The following is an 18,572-nucleotide window of genomic DNA, read 5'->3' as shown; positions in this document are numbered from 1 at the left end:
TGAGTTGATACACTAAAATCATTATTTAATCAATAATTCCATTAAATCAAATCCAAACAAAATGAAACAAAAAATTCTTTTGATGATGGGTATTCTTCTCATCTGGGTGCCGTTGTATGCCCAAAAATATACAACAAACAGAGACACAACTATTTTAACTCCCGATGGTTTACTTGATGATCAGATTACTACACTATCATCTGTAAATCCTGCCACTTTAGGATCAACAGTCCCGGACATCGTTCCTCCCTCTTCTCATTCGGCATCTCTCGAAAGGTATGGTGCTGCGCCTGTTGGTTTATACACCGGCACAGTTCAGTTTTCACTGAAAATTTTGAACTAAAAAATGAACATCTTAGTGTGCCCGTAAAGCTGAATTACAGTTCAAATGGATTTAAAGTTGATAAATTGGCATCCTGGGTTGGTTATGACTGGAGCTTGAGTGCCGGAGGGGTAATAACACGATACCGAAAAGGAAAAACTGATTTCCCTGGTATAAGGCCTTATTCTGGTTGGAGTAACTGGAGTAGTTTAAATGCGAGCCAAAAAATAGGATTTCTTAATTTTTTGGTTACAAACGAGCAGGATTTACAAACCCGATGTTTTTGCAGTCAGCCTTCCAAATTATTCTTTCAAATATGAATATTAATCGTTATTTTTGTAGAAGATAGAACAATGGAAATTATGAATGTCATTGAAAAAAGAGACTTTATACACAGTTATTTGCACCGTGCCAATGAAAAGACTATCAACGAGTTTTACGAAAAACTTCGTAAAGAGGAAGTTTTGGTAACCAAACTGGAAAGCAGGGCACAGAAAGCTGAAGCCGACATCCGATCAGGGAAAATCTTTTCGAGAGAAGAAATCGAGCAAAGAACAGCAAACATAGGCCGCTGATGAAACTTGTTTATACAGAACAATCGCTTGTCAGCCTTGAAGAAGCATTAAACTTTATTGGCCCTAAAGTAAGTCATGGGAAACTGATAGAAATCAGAAATGAAATTTTAGATGCAGCAGACACTCTGCTATTACAACCTTTGCAAGGACGGACAGAACCTTATTTAGAGCACTTGAATTTAGGACATCGCCGTTTAGTTGTTAGCCATTATAAAATCATTTACCGGGTTATCGGGGAAGCAATTTATATTACCGATATTTTTGATTCCAGGCAAGACCCCGACAAAATGAAAGGGTAACCCCCACGCCAATACTTCCCGCCCTTCTGCACAAATTTTCCGTCATGTTTTTTGCAGTTTTCCATTGTACCGCGCGGAGCAAAAAAACACGCACAAAAATTTATGCCCAAATCTAAGTTACATAATGCGGCATTATAGTACGCCCCTGCAAATCCCGTCCAGGCCAAAGCATCCTATAATGACTCTTTGGGATTCTGGATTGGTGCTTACCTGGGAAAACCGAGTCGTATTCCCCCAATTGCTCCAGATGCCGTTCCTCCCTCAAATCCAAAAGAGATAAAAGGAGTTACATATATAAAGAGAAGACCTGTTATTATCTTTGATTACAAAAACAGTAAAGGTTATGGATTATACAATTCAAAAGAATTGATCGAATGTAAAAAAGTAGATTTTGATGAACTTAGTGAATTCTGCACAAACGTAAGTTATCCTGAAGGATATTATTTTAGGATTGAGCAGGATAGTATTTATTTCGATAAGAAAAGAGCAGGATTTCATCTACAATGAAGTATAGTATTAATTGAATAAAATCAAAGCCTCGGTAAGTCCGGGGCTTTTTTGCCCTAAAAATTAGCTTTCCCTTCCAATAAATCCTTCATCCGTTTTTTGGTCAGCATCGAATTAATAATCTTAACCAGGGCATTTTTTTCATCTTCATCCAATTGGCTGATAAGTGATAGTGATTCGTTTAGTTTTTGGTTATGAATTAGTTACAGTGAACCTGAAATCGATGCTTCCTTTTGTTGTGATACGATCAACGATTTGGGTATGCTTTTCAAAATTAGCAATGAGTATTTATATAAAACATGGCTTTCAGTAACTATTATTTTTTGTAATAATAATTTGGAAATAAGATTTTTAATTTAAGGGAAAATTAATATGTGCAAATTTTTTACATAGGCGAACCACCGTATTTCTACGCACGTGCAAAATACCGTATTTCTACTCTGTTTTTTATGCAAACTGCAATTTAAATTTGCATCAGGTTACAAACTTTTATAACCATATTCAAATACAAATCGGTATAACAGTCTTTTGGAACAAGGCCGTTAATTTATATTTTTGTCCCCTGAAATCAATGGGGAATAAAAGGTATAGCGGTTTTTGTTGCAGGCAGTTTAAAAATGTAAAACCATCAAAATATGGCACGTTGGTTTATTATTGCAGGAATAATTATGATTGTCATCGGGCTGATTCTCTGGTTGGCACCGGGGCTTTTCGGCTGGTTTGGCAAATTGCCGGGCGATATTCGCATTGAAAAAGAAAACAGCAAAGTTTTTATACCCATTACTTCCATGCTACTCATCAGCATAGTGTTAACCGTGCTGATTAATTTAATCAGGTACCTGAAATAGATAAGAAATGAAAAGCCTGCCTTTGCAAGCTTTTGGGAAGGAAAATAAAAGTGTAATTGGTTAGCGAACCAGTTTAACCTGAACGGCTATCGGTCCTTTAGGGCCCATTTCCACTTCAAAGCTCACAAGGTTGCCTTCCTGGATTTGTTCCAGGCAGTTGTTGATATGCACAAAAACGCTTTCCTTGGTTTCCGAGTCGTTGATAAACCCGAACCCTTTCGAATCGTTGAAAAAATTCACCGTTCCTTTTCGGATCGGATCCATTTCAACTTCCTCGGTGGATGGTACGCTCACATCGATATCTTCTGCATTAATTTCGGTTTTTGCATCGGGGTCGGGCGGGGTGTCAACAATGTTCCCGTTTTCGTCCACATAGGCAATCATATCATCCAGGCTGTTCGATTTGCTCTCTTCTTTTCTGGCTTGCCTTTTTTTCTCTTTCTCTTTACGCTTTTTTTCTTTTTTGTTTCTGACTTCTTTTTTGTTAAAAGATTCTTGTGATCTTCCCATAAATTATGATATAAATTCTTTTAAATTTTGTGTTAATATAAATGATTTGTTTTAATACTCCAAAAAAGCATAATTTTCTTTTAGCAACAATTTTAGTTTGTCCAAAGCATCCCGTTTAATTTGCCTGACTCTTTCGGCCGACATCTCGTATTCCGATGCAATATCATGAAGCGAAAACACGGGAGTGTTGCAAAGCCCGAACGACATGGTCAGTATTTTTGCTTCACGGTCGGAAAGTTTGCTCATTGCTCTTCTTATGTTTTCTTCAACCGATTCCTGCATCAGGTTATTATCGGGCGAAGGGAAATGTTCGGTTTGAACAATGTCGTAGAGGTTAAAATCATTATCGCCGTCGAGTGACAACGGCTTGTCGAATGAAACCTGCCTTTTTTTGATTTTGTTTGCTGTTTCCACTTCGGTTTTCGAAATTTCGAGGTGGCCTGCAATTTCTGAATCGGTAGGTTCGCGCTGGAATTCCTGTTCGAGGTAAGGTATTGCTTTTTTTATTTTGTTGATGGATGAAAGCCTGTTGAGGGGCAATCGTACCACCCGGGTTTGTTCCGAAATGGCCTGCATTATCGATTGGCGTATCCACCAAACGGCATAGGAAATGAATTTGAACCCCCGGGTTTCATCAAATCTTTTTGCGGCCTTTACCAGTCCGAGGTTGCCTTCGTTGATGAGGTCGGAAAACGAGAGTCCCTGGTTTTGATATTGTTTGGCTACAGAAATTACAAAACGCAGGTTGGCCTGTACCAGTTTGTTCAGTGCATCGGTATCACCGGCCCGGATTCGAACGCTCAACTCCACCTCCTCTTCTGCCGTTACCATGGGATATTTGCTAATCTCGTTAAAGTACCGGTTAATGGTGTCGTCGTTGCGCTGCGTAATTTGTTTTGTAATTTTTAGTTGCCGCATTTAAATTGTGTTATTTTTTACTTTCTTCTTCGTTGTATTCGTTTCGCAAATCGCTAAATACCTTGTTTACGGTAGAAATTTTATCGACCTGCCCTGCACTTGTTCCGGTAAAAACAAAACCATCTGCCAGGTTTCCCCTGTAGGCTGCAAGCAGTGCATTGGCAATACAAAAGGAGGTGGTTTTGGGATCACACGATTTTATGCAGTTGTATTTACATACATCGGGATGTCGTTTTCCTGCAACAGCTTCCCTCATGAATGAGCATGAAATTGAACGGCCCGGCATCCCTACCGGACTTTTGATGATTTCGATATCATCGTCGCCTGCCTGAACAAAAGCGTTTTTGAATTCTGCCGAAGCATCGCATTCTTCGGTGGCCACAAAACGGGTTCCCAACTGAACAGCGGTGGCACCTTGTTTCATTATTTTAAACATTTCGTTACCAGAGAAAATACCCCCGGCTGCGATTACCGGAATATCTTTATTGTATTTCTCCTTCATTTCGCGGGTAACTTTGAGTACATCCGAAACGAGGTTTTCGAGAGTATTGCTTTCTTTTTCAAGATCATTTGGCTTGAACCCAAGATGTCCGCCGGCTTTTGGGCCTTCAACAACCAGCGCATCGGGCAGGTAGTTGAAGTTTTGTTTCCATTTTTGGCAGATTAAATTAGCTGCGCGCGATGATGAAACAATGGGGGCCAGTTTTGTTTTAATTCCTTCACCCAAATATTTTGGTAAATCGAGTGGCAGGCCTGCGCCTGAAAAAATAATATCGATTCCTTCTTCAATTGAGGTGCGTACCATATCGGAAAAGTTGGTTATCACCGACATGATATTTACACCCAGAATACCCCGGGTTTTTTCACGGGCTTTTCTAATCTCTGACCGGATGGCATCGATGTGTCTCTTTCTCAGGTTGCCACTTTGGGTTTCATCAATAAAACCAATGCCAACTGTTGATATAACACCAATTCCACCATTGTTTGCAACGGCTGATGCCAACCCTGCCAAAGAAATACCAATACCCATTCCTCCCTGAATGATCGGAACGGGTATTTTTAGTTCTCCAATATTAAATGGATTCAATTTGTTAATTCTGATTAAACCGGTTTTACATTTACCGCAAAAAGGCCTTTGTCGCCTGTTTTGGTTTCAAATTCTACTTCCTGCTCGGGTTGCAACCCATCGTATGAGTTGGTTAGCCCGCTGCGATGAACAAAAATATCATCGCCGTTTTCTTGTTCAATAAAACCAAATCCTTTGGTTTCGTTGTACCATTTTACTTTTCCTGTATTCATCTTTTACTTACTTTCTTTTAAAAATTAGATTTTCTGGGCCTTGCTTCGTTTACAACCATGTCGCGGTCTTCGTAAACAGCTCCGTTCAAATCGGTAATCGCTTTGTTTGCTTCTTCTTTGTTTTCCATTGTTACAAAACCAAAACCCCTGCTTCTTCCGGTAAATTTGTCTGAAATAATTTTAGCTTCAGTAACTGTTCCATACTCTTCAAATACCTCCTGGAGGTCTTGTTCTTCTACCTTGAAATCAAGGTTTCCTACATAAATGTTCATTCTAATAAAAATTTAATTGTTACATTTTAACCTCAGACCTGTTTTTCATTTGACAGCCCTGTTGTTAAAATCATTTTCCTGATTTAAAAAAAAGTGCAGTGATGAACTAATAAAATGGGGGTGTGAATTAGTAAATGAATGCGCAAATTCTCAAACCTTAAATCGCAACAAAGGTATGATTTTTTTTGTAGGAAACAGGAAGTTGCTGGTTTTTATTTTATTGGATGGCTAAACCAACCGGGTTCCGCGTCCGGTTGAAAGGTTTTCAGTATTTGTAATAAGAACTTCTTTTACACCGTTTCGTTTGGCCCTGAATCCGTTGTCAAGTTTGGGGAGCATTCCGGTGCTGATAATGCCTTTTTGCTTATAATCGTTGAATTGTTCGGCCTGAAGTTCATAAATTATCTTGCTGTCATCATCGGGATCGAGCAAAACACCTGGTTTATCGAAACAATAGAAAAGGAAAATGCTGTAATGACCTGAAAGTTCAATGGCCAGTTCAGCAGCTATTGTATCGGCATTTGTATTGAGGAGGCTTCCTTTTCCGTCGTGCGTGAGCGGAGCAACCACGGGGACCACATTTTCGTTTAACATCAGGCGCAGTTCGCGGCTGTTCACGTCATTTACATCGCCAACAAAACCGTAGTCGATATCGCCCACCGGGCGTTTTATGGCACTGATGAGGTTCAGGTCGGCACCAGTGAGCCCGATGGCATTGCAACCGTGTGCCTGCAGGCTGGCCACAATCTTTTTATTTACCAGGCCACCGTAAACCATTGTAACCACATCCAGCATCGATTTGCTTGTAATGCGACGGCCGTTAATCAATTCGGTTTCTATTCCAAGTTTTCCGGCAATTTCTGTAGCTGTATTCCCTCCGCCATGAACCAGAATTTTATTACCTGAAAAGCGGTTGAATTGGTCGAGCAAATGGTTTAGCTGTTGTGTGTCTTCCACAACTTTACCGCCCACTTTTATAATTGTTAATCTATCCATTGTTTGGTTTAACGTTTAAATTTTTAAAAAGTTGTTTAAAATTTCCGCCCCGATTTTCCCGCTTTTTTCGGGGTGAAACTGGGTGGCGTAAAAATTATCTTTTTGCAGCGCCGCGCTAAAGGGCACAATATAATTACAGGTTGCGGCAGTATCTTGCCCCAGGCCGGCATAAAAAGAGTGTACGAAATAAACGTATCCGTTTTGCTGCTCTTTTGTGAACAGTCTGCTTTTTAAATCTGAAATGGAGTTCCAGCCCATGTGTGGCACTTTTGTAATAAATTCTTGCCCTGGTTCAGGCATGAAACGTTTTACTTTTTCGTCGAAAATGCCGAGGCATTTGGTATCTCCTTCTTCAGAATGCGAACACATAAGTTGCAGCCCCAGGCAAATGCCCAGCACGGGCTGTTTGAGTGAAACAATCAGTTCGTCCAGTTTGTGCCTGCGCAGATATTCCATAGTGGTACTCGCTTCGCCCACTCCGGGAAAAATAACTTTGTCAGCGTTTCTGATTTTTCCCGGATCTGCTGTAATTTCTGCATTCACGCCCAGCCGGTTCAGCGCATTGTTTACCGATTCAATGTTTCCGGCGTTGTATTTTATGATGACGATTTTCATGACAGAGCCTCCCCTTTGCCCCTCCAAAGGAGGGGGATTGGCACTGCAAAATTTGATTTGGTATAATTTTTTGTGGATATATTCATTTTACGAATGCTTTGTTAATTATTCAATTTTCCTCCTCCTTTGGAGGAGGCTCTCAATCACTTCCTTCATTTCATTGAACTCATCTTTTTTGAAAAGTCGGGTCATGTAAACGATTTTTCCTGAACGGTCGATAATTACATTCCGGGTAACTCCGGCACCCTCTGCTGCAAACGTGTAAAAGATTTCACCACCGGGATCGAGTGCGAGTGGATAAGTAATTTTCATGTCGCTGGCAAATTTTTTTACTTTATCAAGCGGCTCGTCCAAATCGACTCCGATGAGCACAAAATCGTCATTGTCTCTGTGTTTTTGCCAAATCTCTTTTTCGATGTGCGGCATCTCTTTACGACACACTCCACACCAGCTCGCGGTGAACTGGAGCATGACTACTTTATCTTCCAAATCGGCAGTAGTAACTGTTGTTCCGTCGGTTAAAGTCATTTTAATTTCGGGCATTTGCTGACCGATTTCCACGATGTAACCGTAATCGGCAGGTACGGTTTGCATTTTGTTTTGAGCTGTCAGATGAAAACAAAAAATCATTAAAAAAATCGTAAGTGTTGTTCTTGCTATCATTTATTTTATTGTTTTATTACCTTACCAACAATCTGAGCATCCTTCTGTTTGATTTCCAGAAAATAGATGCCTGCCGGTATTTTGCCTGTATTTATTTCGATATTATTCCCTACGAGATTTTTTTTATGAATAATTGTTTGACCCGAAACCGAGCGTAGCCGAAGTTCCGCATTTTTCATTGGCTGGCTTCCTGAAACTGTTATTTTTTCGGAAAAGGGATTGGGATAACATTTAAAAGAAGCATCTTTTTCAATATTATTAATAGCGGATGTTATGCCATTTAGTTTTATAATGTAGCCCGTGTAATTATCTTCGTTGCCACTGAGCACAGACTGGGGGCCGTTGGGATTGAAATTATATTTTCCGCTGAACTGACCAATGGAAACAACGTTTCCTGAGACATCGGTTGTAATGTCAACCCCATTGCCATACGGCCACGAACCATCGTTTTCTTCCCAGTTTATCAGATGTGCCCACGACAGATTTCCACCTGGTGTATATTTTGCAATAAACAGAGCTCTGTTCCATTCATCTCCTGCAAAAAGTTCATAAGTACCATTACCCGGATCAAAATCAACTGTGTTCATAAAGTCGAAAGCGAGGTAAATATTCCCATCAGGATCAATACTAAACGGCCTTTTTTTGTCTAAATTGCTGTTGTTTGCATGACCTCCGGGCTGGACTGCCCATTTAAAATTTCCGTTTTTATCGAGTTTTAGCAGAAAAGCTGCATTCTCTGTGGCAGGCTCCATATTGTGGGTGCCGGCTCCCGGATTAAAATCGGTGGAGGACTGGAACAATCCCGAAACAAAAACATTGTTGTTTTTATCGGTTTTAATGGTATGCCCTTCAACCCATCCGCCTGTACTGTCGATATTTTTTGCCCAGATAAAATTACCTTCTGCCGAGAGTTTTAATATAAAACAGCCGGGGCCGTTTGATGTAAGGTTGAAGGTAGTGGTACCCGGCTCGAAGTCGACAGTGCCCTGAAACCATCCGGTAATCAAAACATTACCCTCTTTGTCGGTTGTTATAGAAGTACCTTCGTCACTGGCATTAAGCAATCCCATAGAAACTGCCCATTTGAAATTCCCCGCTGAATCGTATTTTGCAATGTATATATCGTCGCCTCCAGTTGTCGATAGTTCATGTGTTTCATTTCCGGGATCGAAGTCAACAGTCCTTGAAAAATGCCCGGTAATATAAATGTTGTAGTTGTCATCCAATGTCATACTGTTGCAAACATCGTTGTAATTTTCGCCGATATTTTTTGCCCAAATCAGCTCGCCAAAAGCATTGTATTTCGAAATAAAAATATCGTCGTATCCGTACGATTCAAGAAAAAGTGAATCTTCTCCCGGGTTGAAATCGGTACGGCTTGAAAATTCACCGGCAACAAAAATATTACCGTCACTGTCAGAATTCACCGACGACGGTGAAATATCTCCGGAACCTGAAATGCTTTTTGCCCATTCAAAACCGGTATTCTGGCTTGTAGCAGTCAAACAAACCATTAACAAAAGGGTGGTGGTAAAAATTACTGATTTCATGACAAAAGTTTTAAGTTAATGAATGATTTTTTTTGAAAGCAATTTAACAATTCAATTAATATGATTGTACTTTTTTTGCAATTAATCACTCCTAACAGCAATCAAAACATTAATTAAACACCACCGTCCTGTTTTTATACACAAGAATTTTTCGCTGCAAATGTTTATAAACCGCTTGTGAAAGTACAATTTTTTCCAAATCGCGGCCTTTGCGGATGAGGTTTTGAATGGTATCCACGTGACTGCAACGGGTAACATCCTGTTCGATGATGGGGCCGCCATCGAGTTCGGAAGTAACGTAATGACTGGTGGCACCAATAATTTTCACGCCTCGCTTATGCGCTGCATGGTAAGGCTTGGCACCTGCAAATGCCGGCAAAAATGAGTGGTGAATGTTGATGATTTTGTCCGGAAATTGTTTCACGAAATCGCTTGAAAGTATTTGCATATAACGTGCCAGCACTACGAAATCAATATTTTTCTTTTTCAGCAGCTCCAGCTCTTTTTGTTCCTGTTCGGCTTTGTTTTCTTTGGTAACCGGGAGATAGTGAAAATCAATGTCAAATCGTTCTGCCACAGGTCTTAGCAGTTCGTGATTGCTGATGATAAGCGGAATTTTTACATCCCATTCGCCGGCAGTGTAGCGCGCCAGAATATCGAACAGACAGTGTGGCATTTTGGAGACAAAAAGCGCCATTCGCGGGATTTCATCGGAAAAATAAAGTTTCCAGGACATGTGGAGCGGAGCGCCTATCAACGTATCGAAATATTCCCCGATTTTATCGGGTGGAATCGCAAAACTTTCCAGCTCCCATTCCACGCGCATGTAAAATGTTTTTTCCTGCCTGTCAACATGCTGTCCGAGGTAAATAATGTTCCCCTTGTTTTTGTTCAGAAACTCAGTTACTGTTGCCAGGATTCCCTGCCTGTCGGGGCAGTGAATCAACAGAATTGCCGTGTTTCTTCGTTCGCGTAGTGGTTTTATCGTTTTCATAACAAGAGCCCCCTAATCCCCCAAAGGGGACTTTTTGACGAGAGGGTGGCGACTTTAGTATTTTTTGTTAATCTTCATAATTACGATATTCATCTTTCTTTTGTCTCCCCTTCGGGGAGATTAAGAGGGGCTTCTCTTTACAATTTCCCTTTTGTGCTCGGCAATTCAAAATTAAACAAATCGCGTTTAACGGCCATTTTAATTGCCCGGGCCAGAGCTTTAAAAATCGCTTCGATTTTATGGTGTTCGTTATCTCCTTCGGCTTTAATGTGGAGGTTGCACTGGGCGGCATCAGAAAATGATTTGAAAAAGTGCATGAACATTTCGGTGGGCATGTCGCCCACTTTTTCGCGGTGAAACTCGGTTTCCCAAATTAGCCAGGGGCGCCCTCCAAAGTCGATGGCCACCAGTGCCAGGCAATCATCCATCGGCAGGCAAAATCCGTAACGTTCCATGCCTTTTTTGTTCTCCACTGCTTTTTTGAACGCTTCGCCCAATGCCAGCGCGGTATCTTCAATGGTGTGGTGTTCGTCCACTTCCAAATCACCCTTTACTTTTATTTCGATATCAATTCCGGCATGGCGTCCGATTTGCGCAAGCATGTGATCGAAAAAATTCAAACCAGTAGAAATTTCAGAAACCCCGTTTCCGTCGAGGTTGATACTCACGAAAATATCGGTCTCTTTGGTGGTGCGTTTAACTTCAGCGGTTCGTTCGGGTGCAGCCACACATGCATAAATGTCGTCCCAGTCGTTGGAAACCAGCACACAATGTTCTGCCAATCCTTGTTTTTCCAGGTTTTCCAAAAGACTTCCGTCGTTGAAAAGAATTCCTTTTGCACCCAGGTTTTTTGCCAATTCAATATCGGTTAGCCGGTCGCCAATTACAAAACTGCCCGCCAAATCGTAATCGCCGTTCATGTATTTTCCCATCAAGCCGGTGCGAGGTTTGCGGGTGGGAGCATTGTCGGCAGGAAAACTTTTGTCAATTAAAATATCGTCAAAAGTTACCCCCTCGTTTTCAAAAGCTTTCAGCATTTTATTCTGGACCGGCCAAAACGTTTCCTCAGGAAAAGAATTCGTTCCCAGGCCATCCTGGTTGGAAACAATTACCAGTTCGTAATCTGTATTTTTTTGAATGTTGAACAGGTTGCGAAAAACACCCGGAATAAATTCCAGCTTTTCCAGGGAATCAATTTGTTCATCTTCCGGTTCAACAATCAAAGTTCCGTCGCGGTCGATAAATAAAGCTCGTTTCATATCAGATCGTTCAATGCTTTTAATAATTGCTCGTTTTCTTTCGAGGTCCCGATGGTAATCCGCAGGCTGTCATCGCACAAATGAATTTTTGAGCGGTCGCGCACCACAATTCCAAGTTCTGCAAGATAATCATAAATTCCCCGGGCATCGTGCATTTTTACCAACAGAAAGTTGGCATCCGAAAGATAAACTGTTTTAACAAAAGGAAATTCTATTAACAATTGAGCCATTTTTTCGCGCTCGGCAATAATTAGTTTCACCCATTTTCCAACTTTCTCCTGGCTTTCAGTCAGCTCAAGTGCTTTTTCCTGGGTGAGAATATTCAGGTTGTAAGGGTATTTAATTTTGTTTAATATAGAAATAATTTCCGGATCAGCGAAAGCCATTCCCAGTCGGATACCTGCCATTCCCCATGCTTTTGAAAATGTTTGAAGAATCACAAGGTTCGGGTAATTTGAAAGCTTTTTCAATAAAGATTTTCCCGGTGCAAAATCGATGTAAGCTTCATCGAGCACAACTATTCCGTTAAATTTTTTAACCACCTCAATCACAGCTTCTTTTTCGAGCAAATTTCCGGTAGGGTTGTTGGGCGAACACAAGAAAATCAGTTTCGTATTTTCATCGGCAGTATTTAGCATTTGTTCTGCATCAAGCTGAAAATCATCGGTGAGCGATACTTTTTTTACTCCCACATTATTAACCGATGCTGCCACTTTATACATTCCGTAAGTTGGGTCGATAGTTACAATGTTTTCTTTTCCCGGCTCGCAAAACGCCCGGATGAGCAAATCAATCGGTTCGTCGCTGCCGTTTCCCAGAAATATTTGTTCCGGTGGCACATTCTTCAGTCTCGCTACTTTTTCTTTCAACTTTTTTTGAAGCGGATCCGGATACCGATTGTACGGCTCGTTAAACGGATTTTCGTTGGCATCGAGAAAAACCACAGCTTCGCCCGAGTATTCATCGCGCGCCGACGAATAAGGCTGAAGGGATTTTATGTTTTTGCGAAGAAGATTGTTGATGTTCATAATTATAATTTTTTCAGCCTTAAACTCACAGCATTTTTATGCGCTTCCAGTTGTTCGGTGGCTGCCATGATTTCGATTGACGGTCCAATTTTTTTCAACCCTTCCGGTATGATTTCCTGAAACGTAATTTTTTTCATGAAACTGTCGAGATTAACGCCGCTGTACGTTTTTGCCCAGCCGTTTGTCGGCAGCGTGTGATTGGTTCCCGAAGCATAATCACCGGCGCTTTCGGGTGTATAATTTCCCAGAAATACCGAACCGGCATTGACCACATTCTCAGCAAGTTCAGGGTATTCTTTCGTGCATAAAATTAAATGTTCCGGTGCATATTTGTTAATTAAATCAACCGTTTCCTGCTGGTTTTTCAGGACGATGGCGAGACTGTTTTCCAGCGATTTTTTGGCCACCTCTTTTCTCGGCAGATTTTCGAGCTGAATATTGATTTGTTCGCTGATTTCATGCACCAGCATCTGGCTGTCGGCGAGCAAAACCACCTGGCTGTCGGTGCCGTGTTCGGCCTGCGATAAAAGGTCGGAAGCCACAAAAACCGGGTTCGCCGATTCGTCGGCCACCGCCATCACTTCCGACGGCCCGGCCGGCATGTCGATGGCCACATCATTCATGCTGACTAATTGTTTGGCAGCAGTTACAAACTGGTTGCCCGGCCCAAATATTTTATTCACTTTCGGTACTGATTCTGTTCCGTAAGCCATCGCGCCAATTGCCTGAACGCCGCCGAGTTTAAAAATGTTTTTAACGCCCGAAATTTTGGCGGCGTATAAAATTGCCGGATGAATCTGTCCGTCTTTTCCGGGTGGCGTGCATAAAATAATTTCTTTGCATCCGGCAATTCGGGCCGGAATGGCCAGCATTAAAACGGTGGAAAACAGCGGTGCCGTTCCCCCCGGAATGTACAATCCTATTTTTTCAATGGCTACCGCTTTTTGCCAGCAAGTAACTCCGGGTACCGTTTCAATTTTTTTTATTTCGGGTTTTTGTGCCGCATGAAATTTTTCGATGTTGGCGGATGCCAGTTGTATGGCATCTTTTAGTTCCCGGCTTACATTTTTTTCTGCCTCGGCAACCTCCTGTTTCGCTACCTGGAATTGTTCCAGTTCCACTCCATCGAATTTTTGGGTGTATTTCTTAAGCGCTGTATCGCCCGACTGCCGAATGTCAGTTAAAACAGCCTGTACTTTTTCATGCAAATCGCTTACATCAAACTGTGGGCGTTTCAGCAATTGGGGCCATTCACTTCTATCCGGATTGACAATTGTATTCATTTTGAGTTATTATAATTTTTTCAATCAGAAAATCATTTTTTCGATGGGAACGACCAGGATTCCTTCGGCACCGGCTTTTTTCAGTTTACCGATAATTTCCCAGAAATCGTCTTCCGCGATCACCGAATGCATCGAACTCCAGCCTTTTTTGGCCAGCGGTACCAGTGTCGGACTTTTCATTCCCGGAAGCAGGGCAGCCACTTCTTCAATTTTTTCGTTGGGCGTGTTCAGCAGGATATATTTCTTGCCTTCTGCCCGCTGTACCGATTCCATCCGGAAAATAAGTTCATCCAGTAATTCTTTTTTTTCTGCCGGCAAATCAGGGCGTGAAATTAAAACTGCTTCCGATTTTACAACGACCTCTACCTCTTTCAAACGATTGCTAACCAGCGTGGAACCTGAACTGACGATGTCGAAAATGGCATCGGCCAAACCAATTCCGGGAGCAATTTCAACCGAACCCGTAATTACATGAATTTCGGCCTCCACCTTGTTTTCATCCAAAAACTTTTTCAAAATATTGGGGTAGGAGGTGGCAATTTTCTTCCCGTTGAAAAACTCAACTCCGGGGTAATCCGTGTTTTTGGGAATAGCCAGCGAGAGTCGGCATTTGCTGAATCCGAGGCGCTTGGCAATCACCACATTTTCCCGTTTTTCGAGCATTTCATTTTCACCGACAATTCCCACATCGGCCACGCCGTCGGCTACCGTTTGTGGAATATCGTCGTCGCGCAGGAACAATGCTTCCATCGGGAAATTGCCGGCAGTTGATACCAGTTTGCGTCGTCCCATGCTTAAATCGATGCCCGATTCGCGGATCAATTCCATCGAATCTTCGTTTAACCTTCCTTTTGTCTGAATCGCAATTTTTAGTTTTTCCATAATTTTAATCATTATTACTATATTGAACAGATCCCGAATCGCTTCGCTTTCGGGATTTTGTTTGACTAAAAAATTTCACTTCGTTATTCCTCGTAAAATTTAAGTCAAACAAAAAAGGCCTGCCTTTGCCGGCAAGCCCTTAGTTTATATTTTTTTACGAAGCAATACAACACCAGCCTACCTACTTTGGTAAATTTTAGAATGGCCATGATGTCCGTGTCCGTAATTCATTTCAATATTATTTTGTGCAAGTATAACGATTAATTTGTTTGAAAGCAATCCCGGATTTTAATTCCACCAATTTGTTAAAAATTATTTTACAAAGATATTTTGAAAATGCAATCGATTGCATATCTTTGGCTCAAAATTAAAATCATGAAGAAAATAGTTGTTACAATTATTGCTATCGCTGAATTGTTTTCTGTTTCCATTGCTCAAACTTCAGAAAATGAAAAACTTTTTGAAGATACGTACATCAAAAAAACGATGAAGACTGCATTGGACTGGCAGTTACACCATCCGAAACACAAACTGTATGACTGGACAAACGGTGCTTTTTATGCCGGCGTGTTTGCGGCTTACGAAACGCTGGAATGTGAAAACATTTACAAGGCGATTTATGCCATGGGTGAATCCAACAAATGGAAACCCGGGCCGCGGTTGCATCATGCCGACGACTATGCAATTTGCCAGACTTATGTGGATATGTACCGCGTTTCGGGCGATGAGAAAATGATTGAACCTTTTCATTCAACCGTTGAAGAATTTATTGCTACTCCTTACGAAACCGGAGGTATCCGAAAAATTACCTGGTGGTGGTGCGATGCACTTTTTATGGCTCCGCCGGCTTTTGTGAAACTGGGTATAACGCTCGATAATAAAGAATACATAAAATTGAGTGATAAGCTATGGAAAGAAACATACGATTTGCTTTATGACAAGGATGAACATTTGTATGCCCGCGATATCAACTACAAGCTGGACGAGCCAGGAATTGACCCCAAAACAGAGGCCAACGGAGAAAAAATATTCTGGTCGCGCGGAAATGGCTGGGTAATGGGCGGTTTGGTGCGCGTGCTGGAAGAATTGCCCGCCGACTGGCCGACATGCGATTTTTACATTCAGAACTACAAAGAAATGGCTGCGCGCGTTGCATCGCTGCAGCAGGAGGATGGTTTGTGGCGTGCAAGTCTGCTCGATCCGGATTCCTATCCCGGAGGGGAAGCCAGCGGCTCAGGTTTCTATACTTACGCACTTGCATGGGGAATCAACAACGGAATACTCGATAAAGAAAAATATTTGCCGGTAGTGAAAAAAGCCTGGATTGGCCTCAACTCACTGATTCAACCCGATGGAAGGGTAGGCTGGGTGCAACCCATTGGCGCTGACCCACGCAAAAATTTTTCGGCTGACAGTTGGGAAGTTTACGGAACCGGAGCGTTTTTGCTGGCAGGAAGCGAAGTGATAAAACTGGAGGAGTAAGTAGATGATTATGGAATACAGGATTGAAAAGGATACGATGGGAGAAGTAAAAGTTCCTGTCGACAAATACTGGGGAGCACAAACCGAACGCAGTCGCAACAACTTTAAAATAGGCGATCCGGCCAGCATGCCCAAAGAAATAATTTATGCATTTGCATACCTGAAAAAAGCCGCAGCACTCACCAATTTCGAACTGGGGGTTTTATCAAAAGAAAAAGCAGATATTATTTCGCAGGTTTGTGATGAGATTCTTAATGGAAAACACAACGACCAGTTTCCACTAGTAATTTGGCAAACGGGAAGCGGCACCCAAAGCAACATGAATGTGAACGAGGTAATTGCCAATCGCGGACATGTTTTACTTGGCGGCAAATTGACGGATAACGAAAAAAAATTAAGTCCGAACGACGATGTAAACAAAAGTCAGAGCAGCAACGATACTTTCCCCACAGCAATGCACATTGCCGCCTACAAATTGACGTTTGAATCCACTTTGCCGGGAGTGCAGAAATTGCGGGATACCCTGGCGCAAAAGTCTGAAGATTTTAAGGATGTGGTAAAAACCGGGCGCACCCATTTTATGGATGCCACGCCGCTTACATTAGGACAGGAATTCAGTGGTTATGTTCAACAACTGGAAAACGGAATGGACATGGTCAAAGCTTCACTCCGAAAAGTAAGCGAAATTGCCCTCGGAGGAACCGCAGTGGGAACCGGATTGAATACTCCGAAAGGTTATGCTGAAGCCGTGGCTGAAAAAATTGAAAAGTTAACCGGCCTGTCATTTGTCACCGCTCCCAATAAATTTGAAGCGCTGGCAGCACACGATGCCATGGTAGAGTTGAGCAGCGCTTTCCGGCGACTGGCAGTGAGTTTAATGAAAATTGGAAACGATATCCGGATGCTGAGCAGCGGTCCGCGTTGCGGAATCGGTGAGATTTTTATTCCTGAAAACGAGCCGGGTTCGAGCATCATGCCGGGGAAAGTGAATCCTACACAGGCCGAAGCGCTCACGATGGTGGCTGCCCAGGTAATGGGAAACGATGTAACGGTTGGCATTGCCGGGAGCAATGGCCAGTTTGAGCTGAATGTGTTTAAACCGGTGATGGCGGCCAATGTGTTGCAAAGTGCGTGCCTGCTGGCCGATGCGTGTGTCAGTTTTAACGACAACTGCGCCGCTGGCATTGAACCAAACAAACCGGTAATTGAGGAGTATCTTGAAAATTCGTTGATGCTTGTAACCGCGTTAAATCGCCACATTGGATACAATAAAGCGGCCGAAATTGCTAAAAAAGCCTATCGCGAAAATCTTACATTAAAACAGGCAGCTACTGACCTGGGATATGTTTCGGAAGAAAATTTTGACAAGTGGGTCGATCCGAAAAAGATGGTCGGGGAAGGATGAGTTTTATTATTCTTCTTTTGCTTTTTCTGCGGTGAATGGCAATGCACCTTCCGGTGAGTCGGCTGTGCCTTTCATTTTATTCCCTTCAATGGTTGCTTTAATGGCAATTTCGTTGTAATCGAGATTGAATTTGCATTTAAAAACACCATCAACATAAGTAACATCTTTTAAATCGAGCTTGTAGCCATCGGCAAATTTTATTTCACCGGCCAGTTTGCCTTCTTTTTCAGAAATAATTATGGAACCTTTTTCATAGCCATAGGGTGCATTCTGGCTTTCGTATTTCCATTCGCCGATAATTTTACTTTTTTCAGTGGGGGCGGTGGCATGCAAAACAAAGGGGCCTAATACTGCGATAATCAATAGTACAAGAACTTTTTTCATTTTTTATAGATTTACGTTTGACATGAACAAATTTGAAACGGATATTTGAAATATCCAAGAGAATACTGGAAATTTTTATGTTAAAAAATTTGTGATTGTTTGTTCCGTTTTTCCTGTTTAATTTTTCGTTGAATGGTTTATCTATTTTCTTTTCTTACAAGCAGATATTTATTGTTTTCCAACACCGAAAAACCCTGGTCGTAGCAGAAATAGTAAACCCTTCCGTTTCGTGTTTTGTAAATGTGGGTAAAGTACTTAAAATTATACCCGTTTTTTTCCAGTACCGATTTGTACAATGTTGTTTTTCCCGACTGGTTGAGGTTTTCCAAAACGGAATGATTTTTTTTGAGAATGCGGTTGATTTTGCGGATGTAGTTGGTAGAACCGCTCAGTTTTTTATTGTTGTAGGCATTCCGGCAGGCATCGCTGCAAAACTTCTGGTCGGCACGGCCCCGGAGAGGTTCGCCACATTCTAAACATT

23 protein-coding genes are annotated in these 18,572 nt (G+C 41.8%); 7 read left to right on the top strand and 16 right to left on the bottom strand.

Going from position 1 to position 18,572, the window contains the following annotated elements; all coding sequences use genetic code 11:
* The first annotated feature begins 61 nt into the window (after positions 1-61).
* From ACTCNA_RS13915 to ACTCNA_RS13895, 5 genes are all read left to right on the top strand, one after another.
* Positions 62-343 (top strand): hypothetical protein, encoded by a 282-nt coding sequence (locus ACTCNA_RS13915; RefSeq protein ID WP_462948531.1) that lies wholly within the window; start codon positions 62-64, stop codon positions 341-343.
* A 332-nt stretch (positions 344-675) separates the two neighbouring features.
* Entirely contained in the window at positions 676-897 is a 222-nt protein-coding gene (locus tag ACTCNA_RS13910; RefSeq protein WP_462948530.1) for a hypothetical protein, read from the top strand.
* Entirely contained in the window at positions 897-1,196 is a 300-nt protein-coding gene (locus tag ACTCNA_RS13905; RefSeq protein ID WP_462948529.1) for a type II toxin-antitoxin system RelE/ParE family toxin, read from the top strand. Before ACTCNA_RS13910 ends, ACTCNA_RS13905 begins: the two co-directional genes overlap by 1 nt.
* A gap of 186 nt (positions 1,197-1,382) precedes the next feature.
* Complete coding sequence (locus ACTCNA_RS13900; RefSeq protein WP_462948528.1) at positions 1,383-1,703, top strand: hypothetical protein; 321 nt, start codon at positions 1,383-1,385, stop codon at positions 1,701-1,703.
* 635 nt (positions 1,704-2,338) lie between these two features.
* Positions 2,339-2,551, top strand: a complete 213-nt coding sequence (locus tag ACTCNA_RS13895; protein ID WP_462948527.1) for a DUF2905 domain-containing protein — start codon at positions 2,339-2,341, stop codon at positions 2,549-2,551.
* A gap of 60 nt (positions 2,552-2,611) precedes the next feature.
* Here the strand turns inward: ACTCNA_RS13895 and ACTCNA_RS13890 are convergent, their stop codons facing one another.
* From ACTCNA_RS13890 to hisG, 14 genes are all read right to left on the bottom strand, one after another.
* Complete coding sequence (locus ACTCNA_RS13890; RefSeq protein WP_462948526.1) at positions 2,612-3,061, bottom strand: cold-shock protein; 450 nt, start codon at positions 3,059-3,061, stop codon at positions 2,612-2,614.
* A 51-nt stretch (positions 3,062-3,112) separates the two neighbouring features.
* Positions 3,113-3,979 carry a sigma-70 family RNA polymerase sigma factor gene (locus ACTCNA_RS13885; protein WP_462948525.1) on the bottom strand — a complete coding sequence of 289 codons (867 nt, stop codon included), beginning with the start codon at positions 3,977-3,979 and terminating at the stop codon, positions 3,113-3,115.
* 10 nt (positions 3,980-3,989) lie between these two features.
* Entirely contained in the window at positions 3,990-5,066 is a 1,077-nt protein-coding gene (locus tag ACTCNA_RS13880) for an NAD(P)H-dependent flavin oxidoreductase (protein WP_462948524.1), read from the bottom strand.
* 14 nt (positions 5,067-5,080) lie between these two features.
* Positions 5,081-5,278, bottom strand: a complete 198-nt coding sequence (locus ACTCNA_RS13875) for a cold-shock protein (protein WP_073173249.1) — start codon at positions 5,276-5,278, stop codon at positions 5,081-5,083.
* A 17-nt stretch (positions 5,279-5,295) separates the two neighbouring features.
* Positions 5,296-5,550, bottom strand: coding sequence for an RNA recognition motif domain-containing protein (locus ACTCNA_RS13870; protein WP_073173318.1), 255 nt, complete (start codon positions 5,548-5,550; stop codon positions 5,296-5,298).
* Between the two features lie 228 nt (positions 5,551-5,778).
* Positions 5,779-6,546, bottom strand: coding sequence for an acetylglutamate kinase (gene argB / locus ACTCNA_RS13865; RefSeq protein WP_462948523.1), 768 nt, complete (start codon positions 6,544-6,546; stop codon positions 5,779-5,781).
* Positions 6,547-6,561: 15 nt separating this feature from the next.
* On the bottom strand, positions 6,562-7,161 hold the full coding sequence (hisH, locus tag ACTCNA_RS13860; protein ID WP_462948522.1) for an imidazole glycerol phosphate synthase subunit HisH: 600 nt from the start codon (positions 7,159-7,161) through the stop codon (positions 6,562-6,564).
* A gap of 105 nt (positions 7,162-7,266) precedes the next feature.
* Positions 7,267-7,824 (bottom strand): TlpA family protein disulfide reductase, encoded by a 558-nt coding sequence (locus ACTCNA_RS13855; RefSeq protein WP_462948521.1) that lies wholly within the window; start codon positions 7,822-7,824, stop codon positions 7,267-7,269.
* A gap of 5 nt (positions 7,825-7,829) precedes the next feature.
* A complete protein-coding gene (locus ACTCNA_RS13850) occupies positions 7,830-9,374 on the bottom strand; it encodes a T9SS type A sorting domain-containing protein (RefSeq protein ID WP_462948520.1) in 1,545 nt (514 codons plus the stop codon).
* Between the two features lie 109 nt (positions 9,375-9,483).
* Positions 9,484-10,368: a formyltetrahydrofolate deformylase gene (gene purU / locus ACTCNA_RS13845; RefSeq protein ID WP_462948519.1), complete on the bottom strand. Its 885-nt coding sequence runs from the start codon at positions 10,366-10,368 to the stop codon at positions 9,484-9,486.
* 137 nt (positions 10,369-10,505) lie between these two features.
* Positions 10,506-11,627 (bottom strand): bifunctional histidinol-phosphatase/imidazoleglycerol-phosphate dehydratase HisB, encoded by a 1,122-nt coding sequence (gene hisB, locus ACTCNA_RS13840; protein WP_462948518.1) that lies wholly within the window; start codon positions 11,625-11,627, stop codon positions 10,506-10,508.
* The gene (gene hisC, locus ACTCNA_RS13835) at positions 11,624-12,655 is read right to left on the bottom strand and encodes a histidinol-phosphate transaminase (protein ID WP_462948517.1); all 1,032 of its coding nucleotides are present in this window, start codon (positions 12,653-12,655) and stop codon (positions 11,624-11,626) included. Before hisC ends, hisB begins: the two co-directional genes overlap by 4 nt.
* Before the next feature lie 2 nt (positions 12,656-12,657).
* Positions 12,658-13,938: a histidinol dehydrogenase gene (hisD, locus tag ACTCNA_RS13830; protein ID WP_462948516.1), complete on the bottom strand. Its 1,281-nt coding sequence runs from the start codon at positions 13,936-13,938 to the stop codon at positions 12,658-12,660.
* Positions 13,939-13,962: 24 nt separating this feature from the next.
* Entirely contained in the window at positions 13,963-14,820 is an 858-nt protein-coding gene (gene hisG, locus ACTCNA_RS13825) for an ATP phosphoribosyltransferase (RefSeq protein ID WP_462948515.1), read from the bottom strand.
* A gap of 375 nt (positions 14,821-15,195) precedes the next feature.
* Here hisG and ACTCNA_RS13820 point away from each other — a divergent pair, with 375 nt between their 5' ends.
* Both ACTCNA_RS13820 and fumC read left to right on the top strand, forming a co-directional pair.
* Positions 15,196-16,302, top strand: a complete 1,107-nt coding sequence (locus ACTCNA_RS13820; RefSeq protein ID WP_462948514.1) for a glycoside hydrolase family 88/105 protein — start codon at positions 15,196-15,198, stop codon at positions 16,300-16,302.
* A 10-nt stretch (positions 16,303-16,312) separates the two neighbouring features.
* Positions 16,313-17,707, top strand: a complete 1,395-nt coding sequence (gene fumC, locus ACTCNA_RS13815; protein WP_462948513.1) for a class II fumarate hydratase — start codon at positions 16,313-16,315, stop codon at positions 17,705-17,707.
* Positions 17,708-17,713: 6 nt separating this feature from the next.
* On the opposite strand, the gene ACTCNA_RS13810 is transcribed toward fumC, so the two are convergent.
* Complete coding sequence (locus ACTCNA_RS13810; protein ID WP_462948512.1) at positions 17,714-18,091, bottom strand: hypothetical protein; 378 nt, start codon at positions 18,089-18,091, stop codon at positions 17,714-17,716.
* Positions 18,092-18,228: 137 nt separating this feature from the next.
* Positions 18,229-18,572: DNA gyrase inhibitor YacG (locus ACTCNA_RS13805; RefSeq protein WP_462948511.1), on the bottom strand; the 344-nt coding region annotated here is incomplete at its 5' end.

The sequence above is a fragment of the Tangfeifania sp. genome (assembly GCF_055108615.1).
The sequence above is the reverse complement of the archived record's forward strand: the minus strand, read 5'-3'. Positions and strand labels throughout refer to the sequence as shown.